Below are 24684 nucleotides of genomic sequence, written 5' to 3'. Positions count from 1 at the left end.
CATCATCGCCACATCTCCCGCAGCGGCTGGCCGGTCGCCAGCACATGGGCGGCGCCCTCGCACAGCGCCCGGTCCGGCGCCGGCTGGCGCAGATAGGTGGCGAGGTCGCGGCACAGGCGTTCCAGCGGATCGGGTCGCAGGAAGGCGGAAAGCCCCACCGAGCGCTGCACGAGCTCCATGATGTCGAGCCCGGCCCGCTCCACCGCCCCGCGCGCGAGGTTCACATAGGCGACAGCACCGGCGCCGGCCTCGGCGTTCGTGTCGAGATCCTCCGCCTCCGCCATGCGGGCGGCGCGCTCGACCCAGAGCCGTGCCGTCTCCGCCGCCGTGACGGCCTCGCCCATGCGGGCCCGCTGATGCGGGTCGCCCTCGCGGCCGCGCGCGCGCAGGGTGTGCCGGGCCTCGTCGACGATCCGCTCCATGCCGCCGAGCTGCACCGCGCAGAAGCGCCAGGCGCCGGCGGAGAAATACGGCTGGCGATGATAGTCGCCGGCGCGGCCGATGATGTCGCCCTCGTCCACCGCCAGCCCGTCGAAGCGGAAGCTGCCGGTCGCCGAGGCGCGCATGCCGTGCGCCCGCCAGTCCGACAGGTCGGCGCGCGGCGCGCCGTCGAGGCGGGGCAGCACCAGCACCCATTCGTCCCGCTCGTCCTGCGCCGTGATCAGCGGGCGCGCCACATGCCCGGCGCCGGAGGCGAAGGTCTTGGCGCCGGCGAGCTCCAGCCGGCCGGACCGGCGCAGCAGCCGCACGCCGTCCTGCGGCGCCTGCGTGTTCCAGATCCCGAACAGCGCGCCGTCCTGCGCGTCGCGCCACGCGGCGAGCCTCTGCGCGGGCGTGCCGTAGCGGGCGATCAGGCCGGCGGCGTTGACGTGCCCCTCATAGAGCCGGCCCAGCGGCAGGCTCGCATGGCCGACGAGGCGCAGGACCTCCATCAGCTCCTCCGGCGCGCCGATGGCGAGCCCGTCCTCGCCGCGCGGGCCGGGGAAGGCGGCGGCGAGCGCGCCGGCGGCGAGGACTTCGATGTCCTCACTCGGGAAGCAGCCGTCCTCGTCGAGGGAGGCGGCGCGCGCGGCGACGGGGCGCAGGTCGCCGGCAAGGGAAGGACTGAGGCGGCACGCATGGCCGGCACGGATGTCGAGCATTCGCTACCCCCGGGTTGGTCAGGGAACAAATGAGCCCGGGCCGGCAAAGTTCCGGCCTTCATGGCCGCCGGAACGGACGGGGCGGTAGCGGGTTGACCGGATGGAGCGCGGCGGAGGAGGCGCGGATGGCGCAGCACAGTTTCTGGAAGGGCTATCTCAAGCTCTCGCTCGTCACCTGCCCGGTGGCGATGATGCCGGCCACTTCGGAGGCCGAGAAGGTCCGCTTCCACACCCTCAACCGCGCCACCGGTAACCGGGTCGAGGGCATCTATGTCGACAGCGGCAGCGGCAAGCCGGTCGAGGACGACGACCAGGTGCGCGGCTATGAGCGCGGGCCCGACGACTATGTGATGCTGGAGGACGATGAGCTGCGCTCGGTGGCGCTGGAGAGCACGCGCACCATCGACATCGAGATGTTCGCGCCCGCCGACAGCGTCGAGTGGATCTGGTACGATCGCCCGCATTTCCTGATGCCCGACGATCCCGTCGGCGAGGAGGCCTTCGCGGTGATCCGCGAGGCAATGGCCGCCACCGGCACGGTCGGGCTCTCGCGCCTCGTGCTCTACCGCCGCGAGCGGCCGGTGATGCTGGAGCCGCGCGGGCGCGGCATCGTGGTGTGGACGCTGCACTATGCCGACGAGCTGCGCCGGCCCGAGGACTATTTCGAGGGCATCGACGGCGATGTCGAGCCGGACCTCGTTAAGCTGGTCGGCAGGCTCATCGACAGGCGCACGCGCGACTGGGATGGGGCGCTGGTCCACGACCCGATGCAGGACGAGCTGCGCGCGCTGATCGAGGCGAAGAAGAAGCACCGGCGCACGCCCAAGGCGAAGAAGGGCGCGGAGCAGGAGACGCCGACCAATGTCGTCAACATCATGGATGCGCTGAAGAGCAGCCTCGCCGCCGAGACCAAGGGGCGCGGCAAGGGCCGCTGAGGTGCAACCTTCGGCGGAAATCCCTCAGCGCGTGCGGCGGCGGCGCCCGGTCGGCGCCGGCAGGGGCCTTGCCGCCGCGCGGAAATCCGCCCACGGGTCGTCCGTCAGGTTGGCGAGCCGGGCCGGCGCGTTGTCGAGCGTGAACTGTGCCGCGCCGGCGAGGCCCTCGATCTCGTCCCAGCCGAGCGGCATCGAGACCGCCGCACCGGGCCGCGCACGGGTGCCGTAGGCGACCACGGCGGTGGCGCCGCGCCCGTTGCGCAGGTAATCGACGAAGATCCGGCCGCTGCGCCGGCTCTTGGTGGCGACGGCGACATAGCGGTCCGGACTGTCGGCAGCCATGGCGTCGGCCAGCCCCTTGGCGAAGTCCTTGGCCGCATCCCAGCGGGCCTGCGGCTTCAGCGGCGCGACCACGTGCAGCCCCTTGCCGCCCGAGGTCTTGACGAAGGCGGCAAGGCCCGCCGCCTCCAGCCGCTCGCGCACCTCGCGCGCGCCCTCCACGATGTCGGACCAGTCGAGGCCCTCGCCGGGATCAAGGTCGAAGATCAGCGTGTCCGGCGTCTCGATCTCGGCCAGCGTCGCGCCCCAGGGGTGGATCTCCAGCGCGCCCGCCTGCACCAGCGCGATCAGCCCGTCGAAATCGTCGATCGACAGCAGTTCCTCGCCTTCGGTGTCGTGCGAGACGCGGATGGCGCGGTTGATGCCGCGCCAGGCGTGCTTCTGGAAGAAGCAGGCCTTGGCGATGCCGTCCGGGCAGCGCAGCAGCGCCAGCGGCCGGGCGACCAGGTACGGTGCGATGAAGCGCCAGACCTCGCCGTAATATTCGGCGAGACCCTGCTTGGTGACGCCGTCCTCCGGCCAGTAGATGCGGTCGGGATGGGTCAGCTTGACCCGCGAGCGCGGCGCCGGCGACGCCTTGCCGGCCTTGGCCACCTCGCCCGGCGTCGGGGCATCCTCGCGCACGATCTCGCGCGCCGGCTTGTCCTCGCGCAGACCGCGAAAGGCTGCCTGGCGGATATTGGCGTCGCCGGTCCAGCCGCGGAACTCGATCTCGGCGACGAGCTCGGGCTTCACGAAGGTGACGCCGCGCGCCGCCTCGGTGGCCAGCCGGCCCGCGAACGGGCTGCGCGGCCGCTCGATCGCCGACAATTGCCTGAACAGGTCCTGCGCCACCTTGCGGGAGAAGCCGGTGCCCACGCGCCCCACATGGCGCAGCCGGTCGTCCTCATAGACGCCGAGAACCAGCGAGCCGACCGCCTTCGCCATGGCGGTGGAGGGCACGAAGCCGCCGACCACGAATTCCTGCCGGTGGGTGCATTTGGACTTCACCCAGTCCTTGCCGCGCCCGGAGCGATAGGGCGCGTCGGCGCGCTTGGAGACGAGGCCCTCGAGGCTCAGCCGGCAGGCGTGGCGCAGCATGGTGGCGCCGTCGACCTCAAAATGCTCGCTGTAGCGCAGCGGCGCGGCGGCGTCCGCGAGGAGGCCGGCGAGTGCGCTTTTGCGCTCGATCAGCGGCACCTCGCGCAGGTCCCGCCCGTCGAGATAGAGCAGGTCGAAGGCGTAGAGCACGAAACGGTCGGTGCGCCCCTCGGAGAGGTCCTGCTGCAGGCTGGCGAAGTGCGAGGCGCCGGATTCGGCCTCCACTACCAGCTCGCCATCGATGATGGCGCTCTCCACCGGCAGGTCGGCGAGCGCGTGCACCAGCGCCGGGCCGAAGCGGTCGGTCCAGTCGAGGCCGGAACGGGTGAGCAGGCGTATCCTTTTCTTCGGGCTGGCCGATCGGTCGATCCGCACCTGCAGCCGGTACCCGTCGAACTTGATCTCGTGGATCCAGTTGCGCCCGGCGGGCGCCTTGGCGGCGAGGGTCGCGAGCTCGGGCGCGACGAAGTCCGGCATCGGACCGGCCTTGCCGAGGCTGCCTCCGGCCGGGGCGGCCTTGCCGGAGCTGCCCGACCGGCGGGCGGGCGAAGGGGCGGCGCGCGCCTTGGTGCGGGGGCCCTTGGCCTTGGTTGCGGTCTTCGCCTTCGCCGTGGCCGTGGCCGTAGCCTTCGCCTTGCCCGCGCGCTCCGTGCGCCCATGCTTCGGCGCGCCTTCGGTGATCTCGTCCATGGTGCGGCCGGTTTTCACCGAATCCGGCTGCTCGTCGAGCACGTCGGGCGCGCCGTCGGGCCGGGCCGCTGCGTCGTCGCCCTTGATCAGCAGCCAGTTGACGGCCTTCTCGCCGCGGCGCGGATGCATGCGCACCAGATGCCAGCGCCCGTCGAGCTTCTCGCCATGCAGCTCGAAATCGAGATGGCCCTTGGCGTAGCCCTTGTGCGGATCGCCGATCGGGCTCCAGCTTCCGGTGTCCCAGAGCATGACCGTGCCGCCGCCATATTCGCCCTTGGGGATCGTGCCCTCGAAGCTGCCATAGTCGAGCGGATGGTCCTCGACATGGACCGCGAGGCGCTTCTCGCCCGGCACCAGGCTCGGCCCGCGCGTCACCGCCCAGCTCTTGAGCACGCCGTCCATCTCCAGCCGCAGGTCGTAATGAAGCCGGCGCGCGGCATGCTTCTGGATCAGATAGGCATGGCCCTCCTCGGCGGCGGCCTTGCCGGGCGGCTCGGAGGTAACCTCGAAATTGCGCTTGCGGCGGTAGGTTTCGAGCGCCATGGCCTAGCTCGCCTTGCGCTGGGCGGACGCGCGCGCGCCGCCGGAGGCGGATTTGCCCGCCGCCTTCTTGCCGGAGGTGGACTTGCTGGAGGCCGACTTGCCGCGGGCCGATTTGCCGCCGGTCGCCTTCGCGTCCGCCTTGTTGCCCTCGCCCTTCATGCCGGCGCTGCGGCGCAGGGCGTCCATCAGGTCGACCACCTTGCCGCGCGGCGCTTCCTTGGGCGGACGAATCTTGCGGCCTTCCATCTTCGCGCGCACCAGCTCGACCAGCGCCGCCTCGTAACGGTCCTCATAGGCCTCGGGGCGGAAGGTGCCGGCCTTGGTGTCGATGATGTGCCGGGCGAGGTCGAGCATCTCGTCTTCGATCTTCACCTCGCCGATATCGGCGAAGGCGTCTTCTGCCGAGCGTACCTCGTAGTCGAAGGAGAGCATGGTGGCGATCAGCCCGTCGTCATGGACGCGCAGCAGCAGCGTGTGTGGACGGCGGAACAATACGCCGCTGACGAGGGCGGCGACCTTGCTCGCGCGCAAGCCCTCGCGGATCACCGCATAGGTCGCCTGCGAGGCCTCGTCGGCCGGGCGCAGGTAATAAGGACGGTCGAAATAGAGGTCGTCCACCTGCCCGCAGGGGATGAAGCCCTCCACCGACAGCGTCTTGTCGTTCTCCGGCGTGGCCGCCGCGACCTCCTCGGGGTCGAGCATCACATAGTCGCCCGAGCCGACCTCGTAGCCCTTCACCTGCTCGTCGCGCTCGACCGTCTCGCCGGTGTCGGGGTCAATGAAACGCCGCTGCAGCCGGTGGCCGGTGCGCTTGTTCAGCATGTGCAGGCTCACCCGCTCGCTGGCCGTGACCGCCGTGTACAGCGCGACGCCGCACACCACCTCGTCGAGCTTGAGAAAGCCTTTCCATGTCGCGCGTGGAGCCATGATCGTCCCTTTCAGACCCGCACCGTGCCGGTGCTGCGCCGCCCAGCCGTGCCCGCCAGCACCCGGCGGCCCGGCCGGATGGCGTCGGGCACGGAGGTCGCCGTGAAGGCGGCCTCCGCATCGTCCCAGCCGGGCTCACGCGGATGGAGCCGTCGGCACGGGCCCTTGCGGCCCACCACTTCGAAGTTGGCTTCCGCCATGACCCTTCTCCCGCTCCGGCCGGTCGCTCACGCCGCCTTGCGGCGCTCGTGGCGGCCTTCGCCGACCTCCTCGATGATCTTGGCGACGAATGCGTCGAGGTCGGCGGGCGAGCGGCTGGTGACGATGCCCTGGTCGGTCGCCACCTCGCGGTCGACCCAGTTGCCGCCGGCGTTCTTCACGTCGGTGCGGATCGACTTGTAGGAAGTGACGGTGCGCCCGCGCACCGCGTCCGCCTCCACCAGCAGCCACGGGCCGTGGCAGATGGCGGCCACCGTGCGCCCGCTGTCGAGGAAGCCGCGCACCAGCTTCATCGCGTCGTCATTGACCCGCAGCAGGTCCGGATTGATCTGCCCGCCGGGAATGACCAGCGCGTCATAGTCCTCCACCCGGGCGGCGGGGATGGCGAGGTCGGCGGGCACGGTGTCACCCCAGTCCGTCTTGTCCCAGCCGCGGATCGGCTTGCCGTCCGGGCTTGCAACCTCGACGCGAGCGCCGGCGCTCTTCAGCTTGTCGCGCGGCACCGTCAGTTCCGCCTGCTCGAAGCCATTGGCGGAGATGACGAGAATTCGGGCGTCGTGAATGTTCGGCATGGGATGTTCCTTCTGGCTTCCCCCGTTTCCGGTCTCCCGGAGTCGAACGTCTGCCTGCGGGTGCAGTTCCAACCGTCCCGCGACGGCCCGTCGCACCGCCCACCGTCCTTTACGGCAGGTAGGCGAGCAACATCAGGTTACCGTTCAGTAGGTCGGTGAAATTTTACCCATCCCGCCAATCGATGCCCGGATTCCTCGAGGAAGAACGCCAGTTCACGCGTAAATGAGGTAAGATTTCGGCTTAAAAACATATCCAAGTGTATGGAAACACGAAAAGATTCTCTGTCCGTCAGGCGACCCCGGAGAATTCGGGGGCAAAACGGCGGGACCGGGCAGGCCTCGCGATTTTCCCTATTCGTGCTCTGCCGAAGGTGTATTTGTTTTTCGAAAGCGCCACCAAAATAGGTATGATTTCGGGATAGGCCATCTGATATATTGAACTAGGCATCAACTTGCGGTTAGTAGTTGGGGCAGCAGGCACCGTCCCGATTATCTAGATCACAGGCTTCTCTAGCTCGTAAAATCCATCGTCCTGCCTAATAAGAAAGGTCGGTTCGGAATGAATGCGGATAGTGAAACTAGCACCCGACACAACGATCTGGTTCCTTTTGCGGAAACTAGCCTGCCCACAAAACCCGGTGACTCCACCCTCCACAACTCGGCGACCAGACCTCTTATAGTTCTGATCGACAGTCGTACTTTTGTGCGGGACTGTCTGTCGTCCTCGCTGACGACGGCTGATCCGAGGAGTGACTATCTGCTCTTCGACTCCATCCAGATATGGCGCAAGAGCGGCCTTGTGGAACAAACGTCACTGCTGGTTTTCTGGGCGAACAACCTGAACTCGATGTCGGAACTCAAGCAGCAGCTGTCGGAACTGCGGGCTTTGTCTTCCGGCATCCCATTTGCCGTCATGTCTGACGAGGAGCGTCCTGCGGCGCTCAACGAGCTGATCGCCAGCGGCGCGCGCGCCTTCCTGCCGACCACGCTCAGCCTCGACGCCATCCTCAAGGCGCTCTATCTCGTTCAGCGCGGCGGTTTTTTCATTCCCGCTCAATGTCTTCTTTCGTTGCCGAGCGGGGGTATGGTCAATGCACCCGCCGACCTGTCGGAGCTGTTTTCGCCCCGTCAGCTCGCGGTCATCAAGGCCATGCGCAAGGGCATGTCCAACAAGGTCATCGCCTATGAACTGACCATGTGCGAAAGCACGGTGAAGGTTCATGTGCGCAACATCATGAAGAAGTTGAAGGCAAAGAACCGGACCGAGGTTGCGTTCGTCACGCAGCAGATGTTTCCGGACTGACGCATGTTGCCGCCTTGGGTGGGCGGTCTTGAGGTAACGGGGGCAGTTATCAAATTACATCACGAAGTTGTGATCGACCGTAGCGGCTGACCGCCCGGCGGGCCTCCTGAAATGGATCGCGCCCGTGCCGGACACACGCCGCCGGCGACGGATGGCCGGCGTTTCGCGGGCTGGATCCGCCGCGCGTCGCACCCGGCCGAGGCCAATCGCCGGCTCCGCCGCGGGTACCCTGACGACACGCCCCGAAGAGGGAGCGCTGCGAGCTGTTCGGACGAAAGCAACGCAGCCGATGCCTCGGGCCTTGTGGCAGCAGAATGGGCGTGGCTGCCTCACATACCGACATCTGATTCACTACATGTACCAGCCGTTTACGTTCCGATCGTAGATGGGCGTAGGCGGTTAGTATAATTCTGCACCGTATCGGAATTTCGACATACGAATATTTACGCCTCTCGTCACGCGAAGGGGGTATATTTGCGGGTCGGCGGGCGGTGCTAGAGTTGCCGTGTTCGTAACGTGGTGCTTCGAAGCCGGCCATGCCGCATGCGCGGCGGTGCCGGGGAGAGGGCACCCCGTCCATCGACACCCGGGGTTCCGCCGCGCTCGTCGCGGCGGCTGCCGGCCCGACCTGCATTTCCGGCGAGGCCCTTGCGACGCGCTCGGGCGCCGTCCTCGAAGGGTTCCGCGCCGCCCCTTGCCGGGTGGGCGGTGCCTTATTGGCGGGAGACCGTCGGCCCCCGCATCGGAACCGGCCCCGCGCCGCTGGGGCCGCCCCGTCCCGCGCTCCCCCGGAGCCGCACCCGGGCCTCTCCGGCCCGACCATTCTTGCCGTTCGGAAGGCTGCCCGTTCCAGGGCGGGCCGCTCAGAGGGAATGTCATCTTGACCGCCGACATACGTGCGCTCACCGGCGTTGCCATCGAGGAAGAGGTCGCGGCTCCCCAGGCCGATGCGCGGCGCGCGGACCAGCGCGGCGTCGGCCATGCCGTGGTGCACGGCATGCTCTGGTTCTTCAGCCAGAACGCCGCCTCGCGCGTCGTCCAGGCCGGTTCGCAATTCGTGCTCGCCTGGCTGCTGGTGCCGGCCGATTTCGGGCTCATCAGCCTGGCGCTGACGGTGTCGGGCATCGTCAGCTCGGCCTTCCAGCTCGGCCTCGACGACGTGGTGCTCCAGCGCCGGCACCGTATGCCGATCTGGTTCGGCACGCTGTTCTGGCTCAGCGTCGGCCCGGCGATGCTCTGCCTGGTGGTGCTCGTGTGCGCCGCGCCGGTGGCGGCCCGCGTCTATGGTCATCCGCAGCTCGCGGGCCTCTTGATGGTGGTGGCGCTCGGCGTGCCGCTGCGTTCCTTCAGCGTGATCCCGGTCACCGTCATCCGCGCCCGGCTGGACTTCCGGCTGCTGTCCGTGCTCGGCTTCGCCGAGGTGGTCGTCGTCAACCTGGCGACCATCGCCCTCGCGGCGGCCGATTTCGGCGCCTACAGCTTCGCCCTTCCGATCCCGCTCGGGGCGGCCGTCTTCAGCGCCGCCGCCTGGGCGATCACGCGCACCGCCATGCCGCGGCGACGGGCGCACTTCCACTGGACGGCGCTGCTGCCGAAATCGCTGGCGGTTTCCGGCACGCGCCTGATCACCTCGCTCATCGGCCAGGGCGATGCCATGGTGCTGGGCCTCGTCGCCAGCGACGTGCGCGTGGGCCTCTATTTCTTCGCCTACCGCATCGCCGCGCAGCCGGTGCGGCTGATGGGAAGCAGCGTCGGCAGCGTCCTGTTCCCCGCGCTTATCCATCTGAGCAGGGAGCCTCTACGCCAGCGCGACGCCGCGATGGTTGCCTCGCAGGTGCTGGCGATCGTGGTGATGCCGATCTGCTTCCTCCAGGCGGCGCTGGCGCAGCCCTTCATCGGCCTCGTCTTCCACGACGACTGGGCCGGCGCGGCCATCTACATCCAGATCCTCAGCGTCGGCCTCGCCTTCGACGCGGTGTCGTGGGTCATCGGCCCGCTGCTGCCGGCAAACGGCCGGTTCCGAAGCCTCATACGTTACGCCATGCTGAATGCGTGCGTGTTCCTCCTCCTCATCACCATCGGCGCCACGTTCAGTGCCGATTACGGGGTCGCGCTCGGCGTGGCGGTCTACTTCACGCTGTTCACGCCCTGCGTCTGCTACACGGTGCTGAACCGGGTCGCCCCGGTCTCGATCCGGCAATACGCCGCCATCTACCTCGTGCCGGCGGTGCCGGCGGCGATCGGTGCCTTCGGCAGCGCCTATCTGCTGGCGCCGCTCGGGGCTCCCGTGCAGCTCGTCCTCGCGCCGGTCCTGGCGCTCTCCTTCTACGCAGCGTGCATATGGCACCTCGCCCCCGGGCCGGTGGGCTACATGCTGACCCGCCTTCGGGCGCTGCGAAGCCGCTCCAACTGAGGCCGGGCGTCATGCGCGTGCCGACGGTCACGGGATCGGGGGAACCGTCGGGTGGGGCGTTGCACGTTCGCGTTGCATACCGGCAGTGCCCGCCCGTCGGCGACCTGCTGCCAACGGCCACAACAGAAGGACCGCGGTTCTGAGATCCGCCCTGGGGGATACCTGATGAGCACGCCCGAACCCATGCGGCCGGCGACGTCTCCTCCTTCACCCTCGCGGAAGCTCAGGATTCTCTACATCCAGCCGGGCACGACGCTGTTCGCCGGCATCGAGCGGGTGGTGGACAGCATCTGCACCGAGCTCGTCGTCCAGTACGGCTCGGAATTCGACATCGACGTCCTCTACACGTCGCAGCACGAGAACTTTCCCGCCGAGACGAGGAAGTACAACCGCATATTGCGGCTGGCTCCGACGCCGCTGGCGCGCTTCCACACCTATCGCGAGCTCATAAAGGCCAACCGCTACGACCTCGTCGTCGTGCCGCAGGTCGAGCCGCTGGTGTTCTGCTGGCTGTCCTGCCTCGGGCTGAAGACGCGCTTCGCCCTGCACCTGCACGGCAATCCGGCCCATGAGCGGACCCATTTCAAGGCGCGCATCATGTTCCTGATCGCGGAGACGGTGGTGCTCCGCCGCATCCCCTACATATTCGGCACCTCGCCGAAGCAGCTCAGCGCCTTCGTCAAACGCTACAAGACCCGGTCGCGGACGGTCTGGCTGCCCAACCCGGTGCGGGCCTTTGCGGTGCGCGGGCGCGGCGACAACGACAATGCGCGGCCGATCACCTTCGTCAATGTCGGCCGGTTCGCCTACCAGAAGGGCCAGGACATCCTTCTCGATGCCTTCGCCCGGCTTCGCGCGCAGCGCCCGGACGTGCGCCTCAAGCTGGTCGGGCATGGCCGCGACGAGCCGGCGCTGCGGGCGCAGATCGAGCGGCTGGGGCTGCATGACGCGGTCGACGTCGAATATCACCCGACCGACCCGCACGCCGCCTTCGAGGCCAGCGACATCTATGTCTCGACGTCGCGCTGGGAGGGATGGTCGCTCGTCATATGCGAGGCGCTGCGGTTCGGACTGCCGGTGGTGGCGATCGACTGCGACTTCGGGCCGAGCGACATCCTGACCGACAGGCGGTTGGGCGAGCTGGTGCCGCTCGGCGACGAGGCGGCGCTGGTGGAGGCCATGCGCTACTACCACGACAATCTCGGCTATGAGCGCGGCTTCTCCGGCTATCGCAAGGACTATGTCGACCAGTTCAGCCTGGAGAACGTGGTCCATCGCCATGCCGAGGCCCTGCGCGCGGCGGCGAAGTCCGAATAGGCGGACGCCGCTCCGTCGGGCTACCCGCCGGTCCGGCCGGCGTCAGATCCGGTTGCGCTCGCCGAGCCGCATCTCCCAGGAGAGCGCGTGCGCGACGATCAGGTCCAGGTCGGCGAGCTTGGGCGACCAGCCGAGGTCGCGCTTGATGCAGTGCGCACCGGCGACGATCGCCGCCGGGTCGCCGGCCCGGCGCTGGGCGACGCGGACGGGGAAGTCCACCCCCGAGACCCGCTTCACCGTGTCGACCACCTCGCGCACCGAATAGCCCCAGCCATAGCCGCAATTGAGCACGCGGCTCGCCCCGCCGGCGCGCAGATAGCGCAGCGCGTCGAGATGGGCGGCGACGAGGTCGGTGACGTGGATGTAGTCGCGCAGGCAGGTGCCGTCGGGCGTGGGGTAGTCGGTGCCGAAGATCTCGATGCCCGCGCGCTTGCCGAGCGCCGCCTCGGCCGCGACCTTGATGAGGTGCGTGGCCCGGCGGGTCGACTGGCCGGCGCGGCCGGCCGGGTCCGCCCCCGCGACGTTGAAATAGCGCAGCGCGACGTATCTCAGCGAATGCGCGACGGCGGCGTCGAACAGCATCCATTCGGTCATCAGCTTCGAGCGCCCATAGGGCGAGATCGGCGCCAGCGCCGCCTCTTCCGACACCGGGTCGCTCCCGACCATGCCGTAGACGGCGGCGGTGGAGGAGAAGATGAAGTTGCTCACCCCCAAAGCGATCAGCGTCTCGAGAAAGCTGCGCGACTTGGCGGTGTTGGCGAGGTAGTAGCCCAGCGGATCGGCCACCGATTCCGGCACCACGATCCGTGCCGCGAAGTGCACCACGGCGTCGACCTCGTGCTCCCTGACGACGCGCCGCACCAGGGCGGCATCGGCGACGTCGCCGCGCACGAAGCTCGCCTCGGGGTGGACCAGCCAGTCGAAGCCGGTGGACAGGTCGTCCAGCACGATGACGTCGAAACCGGCGTCGATGAGCGCCAGAACCATGTGGCTGCCGATATAGCCTGCCCCCCCCGACACCAGCACCGACATGAAAGAGCACTCCGCCAAACCGAGCTGAGGGGGCAGCGCCGCGATGCGCATGATGGCGGCGCGATGGACGAGCGGAGGGGAGGGCGGGACAGCATCCCGTCCAGAAAATCCTCCATTTGCGACACATCGTCTTGGCCGTCGTCGGAGCGCGTAAATAATAATACGTGATTAGAGCGCCGGACCGCGTCGAATGCCTAGTCTAAACAAATGATAAGGCGAAGTTATCTGGATTAATCATCCGTCAATATTGAGTAGGCGGGAGAACGTTCGGCGTATTGCCTGTTGCGCAGATGGCTTATGTCGGGGGAGGTGCGGGCCTCGCGCCGTGCAGTGGTGCGGACGGCGGAAGACGTAGGAGACCGCGCGCCGGGTTATCTCCTGGCGGAGACCAGGACGGGGCGGGTATGGGGCGCACGATGCCGGTTCGACGCGCGCTGCCGGCCGTGCGATGCCGGCGCGTGCCGAGCGCCACGCGCCGGCAAAAACCGGGCGATGGGATCTGTTGTCAGGGGGAAGGATTTTCGGGAAACGGGAGGGCGCACCGGCCGCGGAAATCCGCGGCGCGTCGCTCGCGCCTCAGGCGGGGCAGCTCAGGCTCGGCCGGCTACGTAACAGGGGGGCGTATCGGCCAGCCCACCGCTCCAGAACTCGCCGGCGATGCAGGTGATGATGTGGATCGGCAGGCACCACAGGCCCATCTCGTCTTCCCAGACGACGCTGTCCTCACGCAGATGCAGTCTGTCCGTGGGGACTACGAACTCCATGCCGTCGTGACACATGATCCGCAGCGAAGTCGGACTGCCGACATGCGCTTCGTAGCCCCGGCCCGGTGGGGGGATATACGGAATTCGCCCGAACATCCTGCACTCGCTCATGTCTAGCCGGCACCAAAATCAACTGGCGCGAGCTTCGTCGATTTCAATGCAGAACACAGAAAAAAGCCTAAGTACGGATAACAAATGAGATGCAGCACTATTGGCAATCCTGAGCCGGCGTCAATGCTGATCTCACGTCGCTGCGGCTTGACCGTGTAGGCGACGTTCCGGGCGGATGGCGGCGAGCCAATCATTCCGGCCCTCTTCATCGATGGGACCTTCATGGAAGGGCCCGTGCGCAACCGGCGCGCCGCTGCCGCGCGCGGGGCCTGGACCCAAGCGTGGCAACGGTTTGCGGGCGACAGATTCTCGGCAAGGGGCACGTGACTCAGTTGGCGGCGCTGATCGCGCTCGAGGCGGAGGGCGCGTCGGGGCCGACGGCGGCCTCGCCCGGAATCATCTGTGGAAGACCTTGCGGGCGCGGCTCGGCGAGCTCGGGCAGAGAGGCGATCACCGTGTCGCCGGGCAGGACGGCGTCGGTGTCCTTCACCACCACCGGGTCGGTGCCGGGCTGCCCGGCGCGCATGATCATGAAGACGGGCGTCGCGCGCCCGCGCGCCAGCGAGAGCGGCGATATCTGCCGCAGCAGGCCCTGCGCCACATTGCCCCGGTTCGCCAGTTCCTGCAGCTCCTGCTCGGTCTGGCGGATGTCGAGGGCGATATCGCCCTCGCGCTTGTTCTTCAGCTCCAGCAGGCTGAGGTCGGCCTTGCTGATCTCCTGCCGGGCCCGCAGCATGCCGGCCTCGAGGCGCAGCCGGTCGCCCTGGATCTCGGCCTTGGTCCGCTCCAGCGCATATTGGCGCGGCGCGGCGGCCAGCCCCTTGGCGACCAGCGAGGAAACCCCGTCGAGCTCCTTGTTCAGGAGGTCGGTCTGGGTCATCTCCGCGCCCATCTGCGCCTCGAGCGAGGAGACCTCCTTCTCGAGATAGTCCTTGAGGTCGTTCAGCGCTTCGGTCTGGGTGCGGTAGGCTTCCGCCCGCGTCTTGAAGATCAGCATCTCCTGCTGCATCAGCGCGGCGATCGCCGGCGCCGTCTGGCGGGTCAGCAGGGTGGCGGGGAAGGCGATCGAGCCGCTGCCCGCCGCTTCCGATTCCAGCCGCGCCTTGCGCGCGATCAGGGCATCCCGCCGCAGGGAGATCTGCCCCATTTCACCCTGCACCGTCACCATGTCGCGCGCCTGGCTGGGCGTGCGCAGCAGGCCCTCGGCCAGCGACACGGCCTGGATGACGATCATGCCGGGGCGGAAGGGAAACGCGCCGGGCTTCATCACGTCGCCGACCACATAGATCGGCCGGTACTGCGCGACCTCGACGCTGGTGTCGGGCGGGGCGATCAGGTTCATGCGCCGCTGCAGCCGGCCGGCGATGTCCTGCGCCACCGCCGTCGGCGTCTTGTCGAGCGCCGGCACCACGCCGACCAGCGGCAGGCTGACCGTGCCGTCGGCCGAGACCGTGAACTCGTCGTTCAGCCCCTCCCACTGCACGACCCGGTCCTGCGAGCGACGCCATTCGAACACCCGGATGCGCAGCTTGTCCTGCGGGCCCAGCAGATAGGAGTCCGAGGCGTGCGAGGCGCTCGCGAATGTCAGGACCGGAAGCGTCATCGCCGCGATCAGGAGGAGGGTCTTTCGGTGCATGGCCGTCATGGTCCGATGCTCACAGCTTGAGGATGTGTTCAGTGTCGGCACGCCGCGTGAGGAGGTGGATGAAGCCGATCAAATTGCCCTTCAGCCGGCCGCGGCGGTCGATATAGGGTTCCGGCCGCAGGCTCTTCACCAGGTTCGCCGCGAGGTTGCGGCAGATCAGGCGCAGCCCGTACCAGCGCTTCATCGTGCCCTTGCCGATCAGGTAGACCGGGTTGACGATCTGCGAGTAGCCGAGGCGCACCCCGCTCACCCGCCCGCCCTTGGTGCCGAGATGCACCCCGAGTAGATTCTCGAGGAACACAATCTGCCCGTGCGCGCGAAGCTGGCTGGTGAAGTCCGTGTCCTCCTGCCAGCCATAGAGCGGCAGCCGCTCGTCGAAGCGTCGCTCGCCGATGATGCGGGCGCGGATCGACATGTTGCAGCCATAGGCGCTCTCCCGGTCCTCGACGCGCGGCGGCGAGGCGAGGGAGACGCGCGGGTTCGCGAGCAGGGCCAGCGCCTCGTCGTAGCCGACACCCGGCCCGCAGGCGCCGTCCGCCAGCACGTTGCCGGTGGTCACGGCGTAATCCGGGTTCTCCTCGAAGGCCTGCGCCAGCCGCTCCAGATAGCTGCCGGCCGGCACGAAGTCGTCATCGAAGAACACGATGATGTCGGTCTGCGGGTCGCGCACCGACAGGCCACGATTGCGCTGGGCGCACAGGCCCGGCTCGCCATAGATGCACGACACCTTGAAGGCGAGATCGCTGATGTCGCCGATGTCGCGCGGCGAGGTGGCCGAGACGATCACATGGTCGGGCAGCCGGGTCTGGCGCTCGAGAAGCGACAGCAGCCGCGCAACCACGGCGGGGCGCCCGCTCGTCGGGACGATGATCGTAATGTTCATGAAAACTCCGCGCAATCAGCGTAGATGAAACGATGCGCTTAAGTATATCGGTAAGCGTGTCCGGGCCGAGTACCAATTTAATCGATGCCGCCGTGGTCGAGAGTGTGTTTTCTACACCCAAATGAGTAGCGTACGGCGCGGCCGTTGCAGCATTGGTTTGCGGCGCCTTCGCCGAATTGGTGCCTTGGTGCGCCCCGCGAACCATCGGAGACTACGTCGGTCGGGCTGTGCGGTGCCCGGGGCGGGGAGCCGGCAATGTATCAGTTTGCAGATGCGCCGGTGGAGCGCGCGCGTGTCGAGGGCATGCGGGCCGAGCCCCTGGCGTCCGATATCGGTGGCTTCGGCGGCTCGCTCGCGCTGGTCCATGACTGGTGCCCCTCCTTCCGCGGCGGCGAGCGCGTGCTGGCGGAGCTGAGGAAGGTATTCGGCGCCGGCGACATCTTCACCCTGTTCCAGTTTCTCGAGCCCGAGGTGCTCGAGACCCATTTCGGCGGGGCGAAGTTCCATACCAGCGCCATCAATGACTGGCCCGGCATGCGGCGTTTCTATCGCCATCTCTTTCCGCTGTGCCCGTTCCTGATCGAACAGTTCGACGTCACCGGCTTCGATGCGGTCATCAGCTCGTCCGCGGCGTTCGCGCGCGGTGTGATCACGCGGCCGGACCAGCCGCATCTGTGCTACGTCCACAGCCCGATGCGCTACGCCTGGGACGAGCAGTTCTCCTATGCCGAGCAGATGCGCATGGGCCGGCTCGGCCGCCTGCTCTTCAGCGTCGTGCTGCACCACATGCGCATGTGGGACACCCGCACCGCCCACGCGCCGGACGTGATGGTGGCGAACTCCAACTTCGTGCGCGCGCGCATCCGGCGCATCTACGGGCGCGACGCGCAGGTGGTGTTCCCCCCGGTCGAGGTCGCCCCCGAGGCGTTCAGCGCCGAGAAGGACGACTACTACGTCACCGCCTCGTTCCTCGCGCCCTACAAGCGCACCGACCTCGTCATCCGGGCGTTCAACGCCATGCCCTCCCGTCGGCTGCTGGTGGTTGGCGAGGGCCAGCAGTCGCGGGCACTGCGCTCGATCGCCGGGCCCAACATCACCTTCACCGGCTTCCTGCCGCGTGCCGACTATCTGCGCACGGTTGCCCGCGCTCAGGCGCTGGTGTTCGCCGGCTGCGAGGATTTCGGCATCGCGCTCGCCGAGGCGCAGGCGCTCGGCACGCCGCTGATCGCCTTCGCCCGCGGCGGGGCGCGCGACATCGTCGCGCCGCCCGGAGCGGGGCACGAGCCGACCGGCCTGCTGTTCGAGCGGCAGGAGGAGGCGACGCTGGTCGACGCCATCGCCGCCTTCGAGGCCGACCGCAGCCGCTTCTCCGCCGATGCCTGCCGCGAGCGCGCCGGCCGCTTCTCGACCGAGCGCTTCCACCGCGGCATCCGCCGGGCCTTCGACAGGGCGATCGATATCCACCGGCCCGCCGACCGGCGGCGCAGGGACCGATCGCCGGCGCAAGCGCTGCCGGCCGCGACGACGTCCGAACGAACCTGACCGTCCTCGCGGGAGGCGGCGCGCGCCGGAGTGTGCCATGAGCGCAGGACCGCAGCTCGCGGTGATCATCGCCTGCCATAATTACGAGCGGTTCGTCGAGCGGGCGATCCGCAGCGTCCTCGACCAGGCCCACCCCTTATGCGAGCTGGTGGTGGTCGACGACGGGTCGACCGACCGCTCCTGGGAGGTGATCGGCCGCACCGGAGCCACCGCGTGGCGGATCGCCAACAGCGGCCAGCTCGGCGCCTGCCGCTACGGGCTGGAGCGGACCAGCGCGCCGTTCGTCCTGTTCCTCGACGCCGATGACGAGTTGAAGCCCGGCTCGCTCGAAAGGATCATCGGCATGCTCGATCCCGGCGTCGCCAAGCTGCAGTTCTCGCTGACGCGGATCGACGGGGACGGCCGCGAGCTCGACTGCGGCCCGGCCATCTTCGACACCTTCCGCGGCCGCGAGGCGACGGTCCGGCAGGTGCTGCGCAGCGGCGTCTACAAGACGCCGTCGACCTCGGGAAACGTGTTCCGCCGCGACCTGTGCGAGGTGCTGCGCGACGTCGACTACGAGCCCTCGATCGACGGCGTCATCCTGTTCGCGGCGCCTTTCTTCGGCGACGTGGTGAGCACCTCGGAGGAGCTCGGGCGCTACCGGATCCACGACGCCAACGATTCAGCCCTGCATCTGCCGCCCGAGCCGCGCATCATCGAGCGCGAGATTGCCCGCTTCCTGACGCGCATGCGGCACCTGCGCGAGATCGTGCGGGCCCGTGCGCCGGGCCGCGAGCTTGCCGATCCTCGCAAGACCTTCTTCTTCCGCGAGCGCTCCTTCTATCTCGATGTCGCTTCAGGGTGCCGCCCACCCGTCGCCTCGCTGCCGGGGCTGCTGGTCAAGCTGCTGGGCGAGCAGCATTCGCTCAAGCACAAGGCCGGACTCGCGGCGTTCTTCCTGCTCGCCGGGCTGTCCTCGCCCGAGCGGGCCAAGGTGCTGCTCGCCTATCGCGGGCAGAGCCTGCACAGGCGTTCGGCGCTCGGCTTCGCCCGGGTGATCCTGGCGGGCCGGCCGCCGGCCGCGGATCGATAGCCGGATCGGTGCTGCCGGCGTTACGCCCGCTGAAGGATGTAGGCCGGGGCTCGTCTTCCGGGACCAAAGGAAGATCGCCGCCGGCGGGAGCTAAGCCGAAAGGGGAGGACCGCGTAAGCCCTATTAGCCGGACCACCTAAATATATTTGGCCCTAACGTTTCCACGTAGCCGGTGACGCTGGCGGGTGGACATGGGTCCCCCGCGGATGGCCGGCGACCTCCAGGCGCATTCCCTCTCTCCGCTCGGATCAGGGACGTTCGGACATGGCCTCCGTTCCGCTCGTTGCCATAGCGACACCGGTCTACAACGGTGCCAGGTTTCTCGACGAGACCATGGCGTGCGTGCAGGCGCAGACCTATCCGCGGCTGGTGCATTGCGTGCTCGACAATGCCAGCACCGATGCCACCCCGCAGATCATCGAGAAATACCGGAACGGCCCGGTGCCGCTGATCGTGGCGCGCAATGCCGAGACGCTGCCCCAGCTCGAGAACTGGAACGCCGCGCTCGCCATGGTCCCGCGGGGGGCGAGCTATTTCCGTATCCTTCCCGCCGACGACCTGATGGTGCCGGACTGCATCGGCAAGATGGTCGCGCTCGGCGAGCAATACCCGCAGGCCAGCGTCATCGGCTGCCGCGGCTGGAACAACGACGCGCTGTTCGGCGGCGACATGCCGACCGACCGGAGCCTCTTCAGCGGCCGGGCGATCGCGCGCCACAAGCTGCGCAAGGAGATCCACGGGCCGCCCTACCAGCATTGCCTCTACCGCAAGCCGAGGGGCCCGATGACGCGGCACTTCTACGATATCGAGCACTACGGCACGCCGCTGCTCGACGTCGACCTCGACGCGGCGATCCGGGCGCTGTCGCGCGGCGACTATGCCTGCGTGCACGAGCCGCTGGTGGTGTCGCGCATGCACGACGGGTCGATCACTTCGACCTACAAGGAAGGAAACTTCGTCGACTTCTGGTCGATCCTGCAGATCATCGATCGCTGGGGCCCGACCGTCTTCGAAACCCGCGCGGAGTATCTCGCCTGCCGGCGCCGTCACCTGCGGTATTACTATCGCTGGCTGCTCTACTGGCGCGTCACCGGCCGGCACGAGATGCGCGCCCGCCATCTGGCCTGGCTGCGCAAGGCCTCCGCCCTGCCGACCGCCGGCGCCTATCTCCACGCGGTGCTGGAATGGCCGTTCCTGCGCGCGGCCTGGCAGGCGCGCCGGACCGCCGTGCGGCTGGGCCTGAAGTCGCCGGTCTTCCCCATCATCGAGCCGGCCGGCGTGCCGGCCTAGGCGTCCCGTGCGGCACCGGCCGCGATCGGGTCATTCGAGCTGTGGGATGCTCGACCTGGGAACATGGAAGCAGTGTACGCGTCGCTGCCTGTCCCGGTCGGGCATCCCCAACCAACCTGGAGCCGCTTCATGAAAGTGCTTGTCACGGGGGATACCGGCTACATCGGCTCCGTCATGGTCCCGATGCTGGTGGAGGAGGGGTTCGACGTCGTCGGCGTCGATGCGGACCTGTTCGAGGACTGCATCTTCATGCCGCCGCAGCGGCCGGCGCGGCACATGCGCGCCCATGTCGGCGACCTGACGCAGCGCGACCTCGAGGGTTTCGACGCGGTGTTCCATCTCGCCGCGCTCTCCAACGACCCGCTGGGCGACCTCAACCCGAATCTGACCTACGAGCTGAACCACGCCGCGACCGTGCATCTGGCCATGGTGGCCAAGCAGGCGGGCGTCGGGCGCTTCCTGTTCTCCTCGTCCTGCAGCCTCTACGGCGCCTCGGGCGACGGCGCGGTGACCGAGGAGGCGCCGTTCGCCCCGATCACCCCCTATGCACGCTCCAAGGCAATGGTGGAGTGGAGCCTGTCGGCGATGGCGGACCGGGACTTCAGCCCCGTCTTCCTGCGCAACGCCACCGCCTACGGCCTGTCGCCGCGCCTGCGCTTCGACCTCGTGCTCAACAATCTCACCGCCTGGGCGGTCGCCAAGGGGCGGGTGCTGATCAAGAGCGACGGCACGCCCTGGCGCCCGATCGTCCATATCGAGGACATCACCCGCGCCTTCATCGCCGCCGCCCGCGCGCCGCGCGAGCGGGTGCACAACGAGGCGTTCAACATCGGGCGCGACGAGGAGAACTACCAGATCCGCGACATCGCCGACATGGTCGAGCAGGTCGTGCCCGACTGCGTGATCGAGTACGCGCCCGGCGGCGAGCCGGACAAGCGCTCCTACAGCGTGAGCTTCGCCAAGGTGCGCCGACAGCTCCCCGAGTTCCAGCCGCAATGGACCGCCCGGCGGGGCGTCGAGCAGCTCTACGAGGCCTACCGGCAGGTGGGCGTGAGCGTCGAGGACTTCGAGGGTCCGCGCTTCCGGCGCATCGACACGCTCAAGCGGCTGATCGCCGAGGGCCGGCTCGACGCCTCGCTGCGCTGGACCAGCCCCGCCCGCGAGCGCGGCCCGGTCGAGGTCGCCGCGGCGGGCTGAACCGGGAGCCGATCCGCCGGACCGGCGTCAATCTTCAACGAGCGAGGCTGACATGATCTTCAAGGAAACGAATCTCGCCGGCGCGTTCATCATCGATCTGGAACGGCGCGAGGACGAGCGCGGCTTCTTCGCCCGCACCTTCTGCCAGAAGGAGTTCGCCGCGCACGGGCTGAAGCCGGCCATCGCCCAGACCAACGTGGCGTTCAACCGGCACCGCGGCACGCTGCGCGGCATGCACTTCCAGTATCCGCCCGCCGCCGAGACCAAGCTGGTGCGCTGCACGCGCGGGGCGATCCTCGACATCATCGTCGACCTGCGGCCCGAGAGCCGGACCTATCTCCAGCACACCGCCGTCGAGCTCACCGCGGACAACCACCGGGCGCTGTTCGTGCCCGAGCGCTTCGCCCACGGCTACCAGGTGCTCGAGGACTGCACCGAGACCAGCTACCAGGTCGGCGAGTTCTACATGCCGGCCGCCGAGGGCGGGCTGCGCTATGACGACCCGCGCCTCGGCCTCTCCTGGCCGCTTCCCGTCACCGAGATGTCGGCCAAGGACCGGGTGTGGCCGCTGCTCGAGGAAGCGGAGCGCGAGGTGCGCCTGCGCATGCAGTTCGGCATGATCGGGACGGTCCAGGGAGCGTTGCTGTGATCATCGTCGACAACGCCCTGAGGGCGCGCGAGGCCGCCGGGCGGCCGATCCGCGTCGGCATGGTGGGCGCCGGCTTCATGGGGCAGGGGCTCACCAACCAGATCGTCAACAGCGTGCCGGGCATGCGGATGTCGGCGATCTACAACCGCAACCCCGAGCGGGCCGTGCAGGTCTACCACTATGCGCGCCTCGGCGACGTGGTCCGCGCCGGCACCGTCGCCGCGCTCGACGAGGCCATCCGGGCGGGGCGCCCGGTGGTCGCCGACGACCCGTCGCTGATCTGCCGCTCGACGCTGATCGACGTCATCGTCGACGTCACCGGGTCGGTCGAGTTCGGCGCCAACGTGTTCATGGACGCCTTCCAGCACGGCAAGCACGTGGTGATGATGAACGCCGAGGTGGACGCGACCATCGGCCCGATCCTGCAGGTCTATGCCCGCCGGCACGGCGTTATCCTCTCCGCCTGCGACGGCGACGAGCCCGGGCTGCAGATGAACCTCTTCCGCTGGGTGAGGGGGCTCGGACTGACGCCGCGCGTCATCGGCAACGTCAAGGGCCTCCAGGACCCCTATCGCACCCCCACGACCCAGCGCGCCTGGGCCGAGCGGTGGGAGCAGAACGCGGCCATGGTCACCTCCTTCGCCGACGGCTCGAAGATCAGCTTCGAGCAGACGATCGTGGCCAACGCGACCGGGTTCAAGGTCCGCAGCCGGGGCATGAGCCGAGGCGTGGCCTATAACGGCTCGATCATGGACATCCACCAGCTCTACGACCTCGACGAGCTGCGCGATCTCGGCGGCATCGTCGACTACACGGTGGGCCCGTCCGGCGTGAAGGCCTTCATCCTGGCCGAGCACCCCGATCCCAAGCAGCGGCACTACCTCAACCTCTACAAGCTGGGCGAGGGGCCGCTCTACCCGTTCTGGGTGCCCTATCATCTCGTGCATTTCGAGACGCCGAACGCCATCGCGCGGGTCGCGCTGTTCGGCGACAACCTCGCCCCGCCGATGGACGGCCCGGTGGTCGAGGTGTGCGCCGTCGCCAAGCGCGATCTCGAGGCCGGCGAGGTGCTCGACGAGTACGGCATGTACATGACCTATGGCGAGGCCGCCAACGCCGACGAGATGAGCCGGGGGCGCTACCTGCCCGAGGGGCTGGTGCAGGGCTGCCGGCTGCTGCGTGCGGTGCCGAAGGACGCCGTCCTCACCTATGACGACGTCGCGCTTTCTCCCGGGCGCCTCGCCGACCGGCTGCGCGCCGAGCAGTATGAGCGCTTCCGCGGCGAGACCTGGCTCAGCGAGCACCTCGCCGCCAGCCCGGCGGCCCTCACCCCCGCCTGAGCGGCGCCTGCCTCGGCACCCGTCTCCGCCTGCGGGCGGGGCGGGCGCGCGGCCGGATCGCCCGGCGTTTCCCTCCGATGGGGAAGTTGGCGACGTATTCGATGTAATCGTATCATTCCAATTTGGTAGTCTTTGTAAATAAAGCCGAGCTGGACATTCGGAACGCCAAGTTCATAGTTAATATAGAATATTTAACTTTTGGATTCGCGCCATGAAAGTTGTTCTTTTCTGTGGTGGCCTTGGAACCCGTATCCGCGAATACTCGGAGGCGGTGCCAAAGCCGATGATCCCGCTCGGCGGGCAGCCCATTCTCTGGCATGTGATGGACTATTACAGCCGGTTCGGGCACCGAGACTTCGTGCTCTGCCTCGGCTACAAGGCCAATGTGGTCAAGGAGTTCTTCCTCAACCACCGGCCCGAGATCTACAGCGACGTCGTGGTGTCGAATGGCGGCGCGACGGTCGACATCCTCGGCGACAAGCCGGTCGACTGGCGCATGGCGCTGGTGGACACCGGCGTGTGGCGCAACATCGGCTCGCGCCTGTGGGCGGTGCGCCATCTGGTCGAGGGCGAGGAGATGTTCCTCGCCAACTATTCCGACGGCCTGTCGGACGCGCCGCTCGACGACATGATCGAGACTTTCGCGCGCAGCGGCAAGGTGGCGTGCTTCCTCGCCATCCACCCCATGCTGACCTTCCATCTGGCGCAGATCGACGCGGCGGGGCGGGTCCAGGGCATGCAGGCCTCCGACGCCGCCGACATGTGGATCAACGGCGGATACTTCATCTTCCGCAAGGAGATCTTCGACTACATGCGCGACGGGGAGGAACTGGTGGTCGAGCCGTTCGCGCGGCTGATCGAGGCCGACCAACTGCTCGCCTACAAGTACGAAGGCTTCTGGCGGGCGATGGACACGCTCAGGGACCGCCAGAGCCTGGAGGACATGATCGAGAAGGGCCAGATGCCCTGGCGCAAATGCGGGCCGGTCCCGCAGGTCCTCGCGTCGAGGGCCTGAGCCTATGCACCCTCTCGCCCTCGCGCGCCCCGGCAAGGGGCTCAGAATCCTGTGCCTTGGTGCGCATTCGGACGACATGGAGATCGGCGCCGGGGGGACGATCCTGAACTGGATCGCCGCCGGTGCCGTGCTCGAGGTGCACTGGTGCGTGGCCAGCGCCGCCGGGCCGCGCGAGAGCGAGGCGCGCGCGAGCGCGGCGGACTTCCTGAAGGGCGTCGCCACGGTCGAGGTCCACATAGGCGGGTTCCGCGACGGCTATCTGCCCGCCGAGCGCGCGGCGGTGAAGGACTGGGTGGAAGGGTTCAAGCGCCGGCTCGACCCGGACGTGGTGCTGACCCACCGGCGCGACGACGCTCATCAGGACCATCGCCTGCTGTGCGAGCTCGCCTGGAACGCGTTCCGCGATCACCTGGTGCTGGAGGTCGAGATCCCGAAATGGGACGGCGACCTCGGCCAGCCGAACCTCTACGTGCCGCTGCCGGACGAGATCCTGCTGCGCAAGGTCGAGCTGCTGCAGCGCCATTTCGGCACACAGCGCTCCAAGGCGTGGTTCGACGCCGAGACATTCATGGCGCTGGCGCGCCTGCGCGGCGTGGAATGCCGCGCCCGCTACGCCGAAGGTTTCTTTGCCCGCAAATTGCTGCTGACGGATTGAGGAGGT

21 protein-coding genes are annotated in these 24684 nt (G+C 68.2%); 12 read left to right on the top strand and 9 right to left on the bottom strand.

Translation table 11 applies throughout. The features are described 5' to 3' along the window. Positions 1-2: 2 nt before the first annotated feature. Positions 3-1142: an acyl-CoA dehydrogenase family protein gene (locus tag NVS89_RS02625; protein WP_258730923.1), complete on the bottom strand. Its 1140-nt coding sequence runs from the start codon at positions 1140-1142 to the stop codon at positions 3-5. A gap of 125 nt (positions 1143-1267) precedes the next feature. Between NVS89_RS02625 and ku (NVS89_RS02620) the strand changes: the two genes are divergently transcribed. After that, a complete protein-coding gene (gene ku, locus NVS89_RS02620) occupies positions 1268-2077 on the top strand; it encodes a non-homologous end joining protein Ku (RefSeq protein WP_258730922.1) in 810 nt (269 codons plus the stop codon). 24 nt (positions 2078-2101) lie between these two features. Here ku (NVS89_RS02620) and ligD read toward each other — a convergent pair whose 3' ends face one another. Genes ligD through NVS89_RS02600 form a run of 4 tightly spaced genes read right to left on the bottom strand, consistent with a single transcriptional unit; the run spans position 2102 to position 6447 of the window. Next, complete coding sequence (ligD, locus tag NVS89_RS02615) at positions 2102-4729, bottom strand: DNA ligase D (protein ID WP_258730921.1); 2628 nt, start codon at positions 4727-4729, stop codon at positions 2102-2104. 3 nt (positions 4730-4732) lie between these two features. Next, complete coding sequence (gene ku / locus NVS89_RS02610; RefSeq protein ID WP_258730920.1) at positions 4733-5656, bottom strand: non-homologous end joining protein Ku; 924 nt, start codon at positions 5654-5656, stop codon at positions 4733-4735. A gap of 11 nt (positions 5657-5667) precedes the next feature. Continuing rightward, positions 5668-5856, bottom strand: coding sequence for a hypothetical protein (locus NVS89_RS02605; protein ID WP_258730919.1), 189 nt, complete (start codon positions 5854-5856; stop codon positions 5668-5670). Positions 5857-5883: 27 nt separating this feature from the next. Continuing rightward, positions 5884-6447, bottom strand: coding sequence for a type 1 glutamine amidotransferase domain-containing protein (locus tag NVS89_RS02600; RefSeq protein ID WP_258730918.1), 564 nt, complete (start codon positions 6445-6447; stop codon positions 5884-5886). 559 nt (positions 6448-7006) lie between these two features. On the opposite strand from NVS89_RS02600, the gene NVS89_RS02595 reads away from it, so the two are divergent. From NVS89_RS02595 to NVS89_RS02585, 3 genes are all read left to right on the top strand, one after another. Next, positions 7007-7750, top strand: coding sequence for a response regulator transcription factor (locus NVS89_RS02595; protein WP_258730917.1), 744 nt, complete (start codon positions 7007-7009; stop codon positions 7748-7750). An 880-nt stretch (positions 7751-8630) separates the two neighbouring features. Further along, positions 8631-10163 carry an oligosaccharide flippase family protein gene (locus NVS89_RS02590; protein ID WP_258730916.1) on the top strand — a complete coding sequence of 511 codons (1533 nt, stop codon included), beginning with the start codon at positions 8631-8633 and terminating at the stop codon, positions 10161-10163. Between the two features lie 165 nt (positions 10164-10328). Next, on the top strand, positions 10329-11480 hold the full coding sequence (locus NVS89_RS02585) for a glycosyltransferase (protein WP_258730915.1): 1152 nt from the start codon (positions 10329-10331) through the stop codon (positions 11478-11480). Positions 11481-11522: 42 nt separating this feature from the next. Here the strand turns inward: NVS89_RS02585 and galE are convergent, their stop codons facing one another. The 4 genes from galE to NVS89_RS02565 form a co-directional block, all read right to left on the bottom strand. After that, positions 11523-12512 carry a UDP-glucose 4-epimerase GalE gene (gene galE / locus NVS89_RS02580; protein ID WP_258730914.1) on the bottom strand — a complete coding sequence of 330 codons (990 nt, stop codon included), beginning with the start codon at positions 12510-12512 and terminating at the stop codon, positions 11523-11525. A 590-nt stretch (positions 12513-13102) separates the two neighbouring features. Continuing rightward, positions 13103-13387, bottom strand: a complete 285-nt coding sequence (locus NVS89_RS02575) for a hypothetical protein (RefSeq protein ID WP_258730913.1) — start codon at positions 13385-13387, stop codon at positions 13103-13105. 328 nt (positions 13388-13715) lie between these two features. Next, the gene (locus NVS89_RS02570) at positions 13716-14990 is read right to left on the bottom strand and encodes a polysaccharide biosynthesis/export family protein (RefSeq protein WP_258730912.1); all 1275 of its coding nucleotides are present in this window, start codon (positions 14988-14990) and stop codon (positions 13716-13718) included. Between the two features lie 52 nt (positions 14991-15042). After that, on the bottom strand, positions 15043-15915 hold the full coding sequence (locus tag NVS89_RS02565; RefSeq protein ID WP_258730911.1) for a glycosyltransferase family 2 protein: 873 nt from the start codon (positions 15913-15915) through the stop codon (positions 15043-15045). A gap of 303 nt (positions 15916-16218) precedes the next feature. Here NVS89_RS02565 and NVS89_RS02560 point away from each other — a divergent pair, with 303 nt between their 5' ends. The 8 genes from NVS89_RS02560 (at position 16219) to NVS89_RS02525 (ending at position 24678) form a co-directional block, all read left to right on the top strand. Then, positions 16219-17457, top strand: a complete 1239-nt coding sequence (locus NVS89_RS02560; protein WP_258731508.1) for a glycosyltransferase — start codon at positions 16219-16221, stop codon at positions 17455-17457. A gap of 37 nt (positions 17458-17494) precedes the next feature. Next, positions 17495-18532, top strand: coding sequence for a glycosyltransferase family 2 protein (locus NVS89_RS02555; protein ID WP_258730910.1), 1038 nt, complete (start codon positions 17495-17497; stop codon positions 18530-18532). A gap of 264 nt (positions 18533-18796) precedes the next feature. Beyond that, positions 18797-19822, top strand: coding sequence for a glycosyltransferase family 2 protein (locus NVS89_RS02550; protein ID WP_258730909.1), 1026 nt, complete (start codon positions 18797-18799; stop codon positions 19820-19822). Positions 19823-19951: 129 nt separating this feature from the next. Continuing rightward, complete coding sequence (locus NVS89_RS02545) at positions 19952-21019, top strand: NAD-dependent epimerase/dehydratase family protein (protein ID WP_258730907.1); 1068 nt, start codon at positions 19952-19954, stop codon at positions 21017-21019. Positions 21020-21071: 52 nt separating this feature from the next. Continuing rightward, positions 21072-21668: a dTDP-4-dehydrorhamnose 3,5-epimerase gene (gene rfbC / locus NVS89_RS02540; RefSeq protein WP_258730906.1), complete on the top strand. Its 597-nt coding sequence runs from the start codon at positions 21072-21074 to the stop codon at positions 21666-21668. Further along, positions 21665-23008, top strand: coding sequence for an NAD(P)H-dependent oxidoreductase (locus NVS89_RS02535; protein ID WP_258730905.1), 1344 nt, complete (start codon positions 21665-21667; stop codon positions 23006-23008). The genes rfbC and NVS89_RS02535 overlap by 4 nt, the downstream gene beginning before the upstream one ends. Before the next feature lie 211 nt (positions 23009-23219). Beyond that, positions 23220-24023, top strand: coding sequence for a sugar phosphate nucleotidyltransferase (locus NVS89_RS02530; protein ID WP_258730904.1), 804 nt, complete (start codon positions 23220-23222; stop codon positions 24021-24023). Positions 24024-24027: 4 nt separating this feature from the next. Beyond that, positions 24028-24678, top strand: coding sequence for a PIG-L deacetylase family protein (locus NVS89_RS02525; RefSeq protein WP_258730903.1), 651 nt, complete (start codon positions 24028-24030; stop codon positions 24676-24678). Positions 24679-24684: the final 6 nt, after the last annotated feature.

The organism is Ancylobacter mangrovi, assembly GCF_024752355.1.
Taxonomy (GTDB): domain Bacteria; phylum Pseudomonadota; class Alphaproteobacteria; order Rhizobiales; family Xanthobacteraceae; genus Ancylobacter; species Ancylobacter mangrovi.
Note: the sequence above shows the minus strand (reverse complement) of the source record. Positions and strands in the feature narration are given on the sequence as shown.

Coding starts and splice junctions, on each gene's coding strand:
- galE (WP_258730914.1), bottom strand. CDS start 12,512: ATGTCGGTGCTGGTGTCGGGGGGGGCAGGCTATATCGGCAGCCACATG.
- NVS89_RS02570 (WP_258730912.1), bottom strand. CDS start 14,990: ATGACGCTTCCGGTCCTGACATTCGCGAGCGCCTCGCACGCCTCGGAC.
- NVS89_RS02555 (WP_258730910.1), top strand. CDS start 17,495: ATGAGCGCAGGACCGCAGCTCGCGGTGATCATCGCCTGCCATAATTAC.
- NVS89_RS02545 (WP_258730907.1), top strand. CDS start 19,952: ATGAAAGTGCTTGTCACGGGGGATACCGGCTACATCGGCTCCGTCATG.
- rfbC (WP_258730906.1), top strand. CDS start 21,072: ATGATCTTCAAGGAAACGAATCTCGCCGGCGCGTTCATCATCGATCTG.
- NVS89_RS02525 (WP_258730903.1), top strand. CDS start 24,028: ATGCACCCTCTCGCCCTCGCGCGCCCCGGCAAGGGGCTCAGAATCCTG.
- NVS89_RS02530 (WP_258730904.1), top strand. CDS start 23,220: ATGAAAGTTGTTCTTTTCTGTGGTGGCCTTGGAACCCGTATCCGCGAA.
- NVS89_RS02625 (WP_258730923.1), bottom strand. CDS start 1,142: ATGCTCGACATCCGTGCCGGCCATGCGTGCCGCCTCAGTCCTTCCCTT.
- NVS89_RS02605 (WP_258730919.1), bottom strand. CDS start 5,856: ATGGCGGAAGCCAACTTCGAAGTGGTGGGCCGCAAGGGCCCGTGCCGA.
- ligD (WP_258730921.1), bottom strand. CDS start 4,729: ATGGCGCTCGAAACCTACCGCCGCAAGCGCAATTTCGAGGTTACCTCC.
- NVS89_RS02560 (WP_258731508.1), top strand. CDS start 16,219: ATGCGGGCCGAGCCCCTGGCGTCCGATATCGGTGGCTTCGGCGGCTCG.
- NVS89_RS02585 (WP_258730915.1), top strand. CDS start 10,329: ATGAGCACGCCCGAACCCATGCGGCCGGCGACGTCTCCTCCTTCACCC.
- NVS89_RS02595 (WP_258730917.1), top strand. CDS start 7,007: ATGAATGCGGATAGTGAAACTAGCACCCGACACAACGATCTGGTTCCT.
- NVS89_RS02575 (WP_258730913.1), bottom strand. CDS start 13,387: ATGAGCGAGTGCAGGATGTTCGGGCGAATTCCGTATATCCCCCCACCG.
- NVS89_RS02550 (WP_258730909.1), top strand. CDS start 18,797: ATGGCCTCCGTTCCGCTCGTTGCCATAGCGACACCGGTCTACAACGGT.
- NVS89_RS02565 (WP_258730911.1), bottom strand. CDS start 15,915: ATGAACATTACGATCATCGTCCCGACGAGCGGGCGCCCCGCCGTGGTT.
- NVS89_RS02600 (WP_258730918.1), bottom strand. CDS start 6,447: ATGCCGAACATTCACGACGCCCGAATTCTCGTCATCTCCGCCAATGGC.
- ku (WP_258730920.1), bottom strand. CDS start 5,656: ATGGCTCCACGCGCGACATGGAAAGGCTTTCTCAAGCTCGACGAGGTG.
- ku (WP_258730922.1), top strand. CDS start 1,268: ATGGCGCAGCACAGTTTCTGGAAGGGCTATCTCAAGCTCTCGCTCGTC.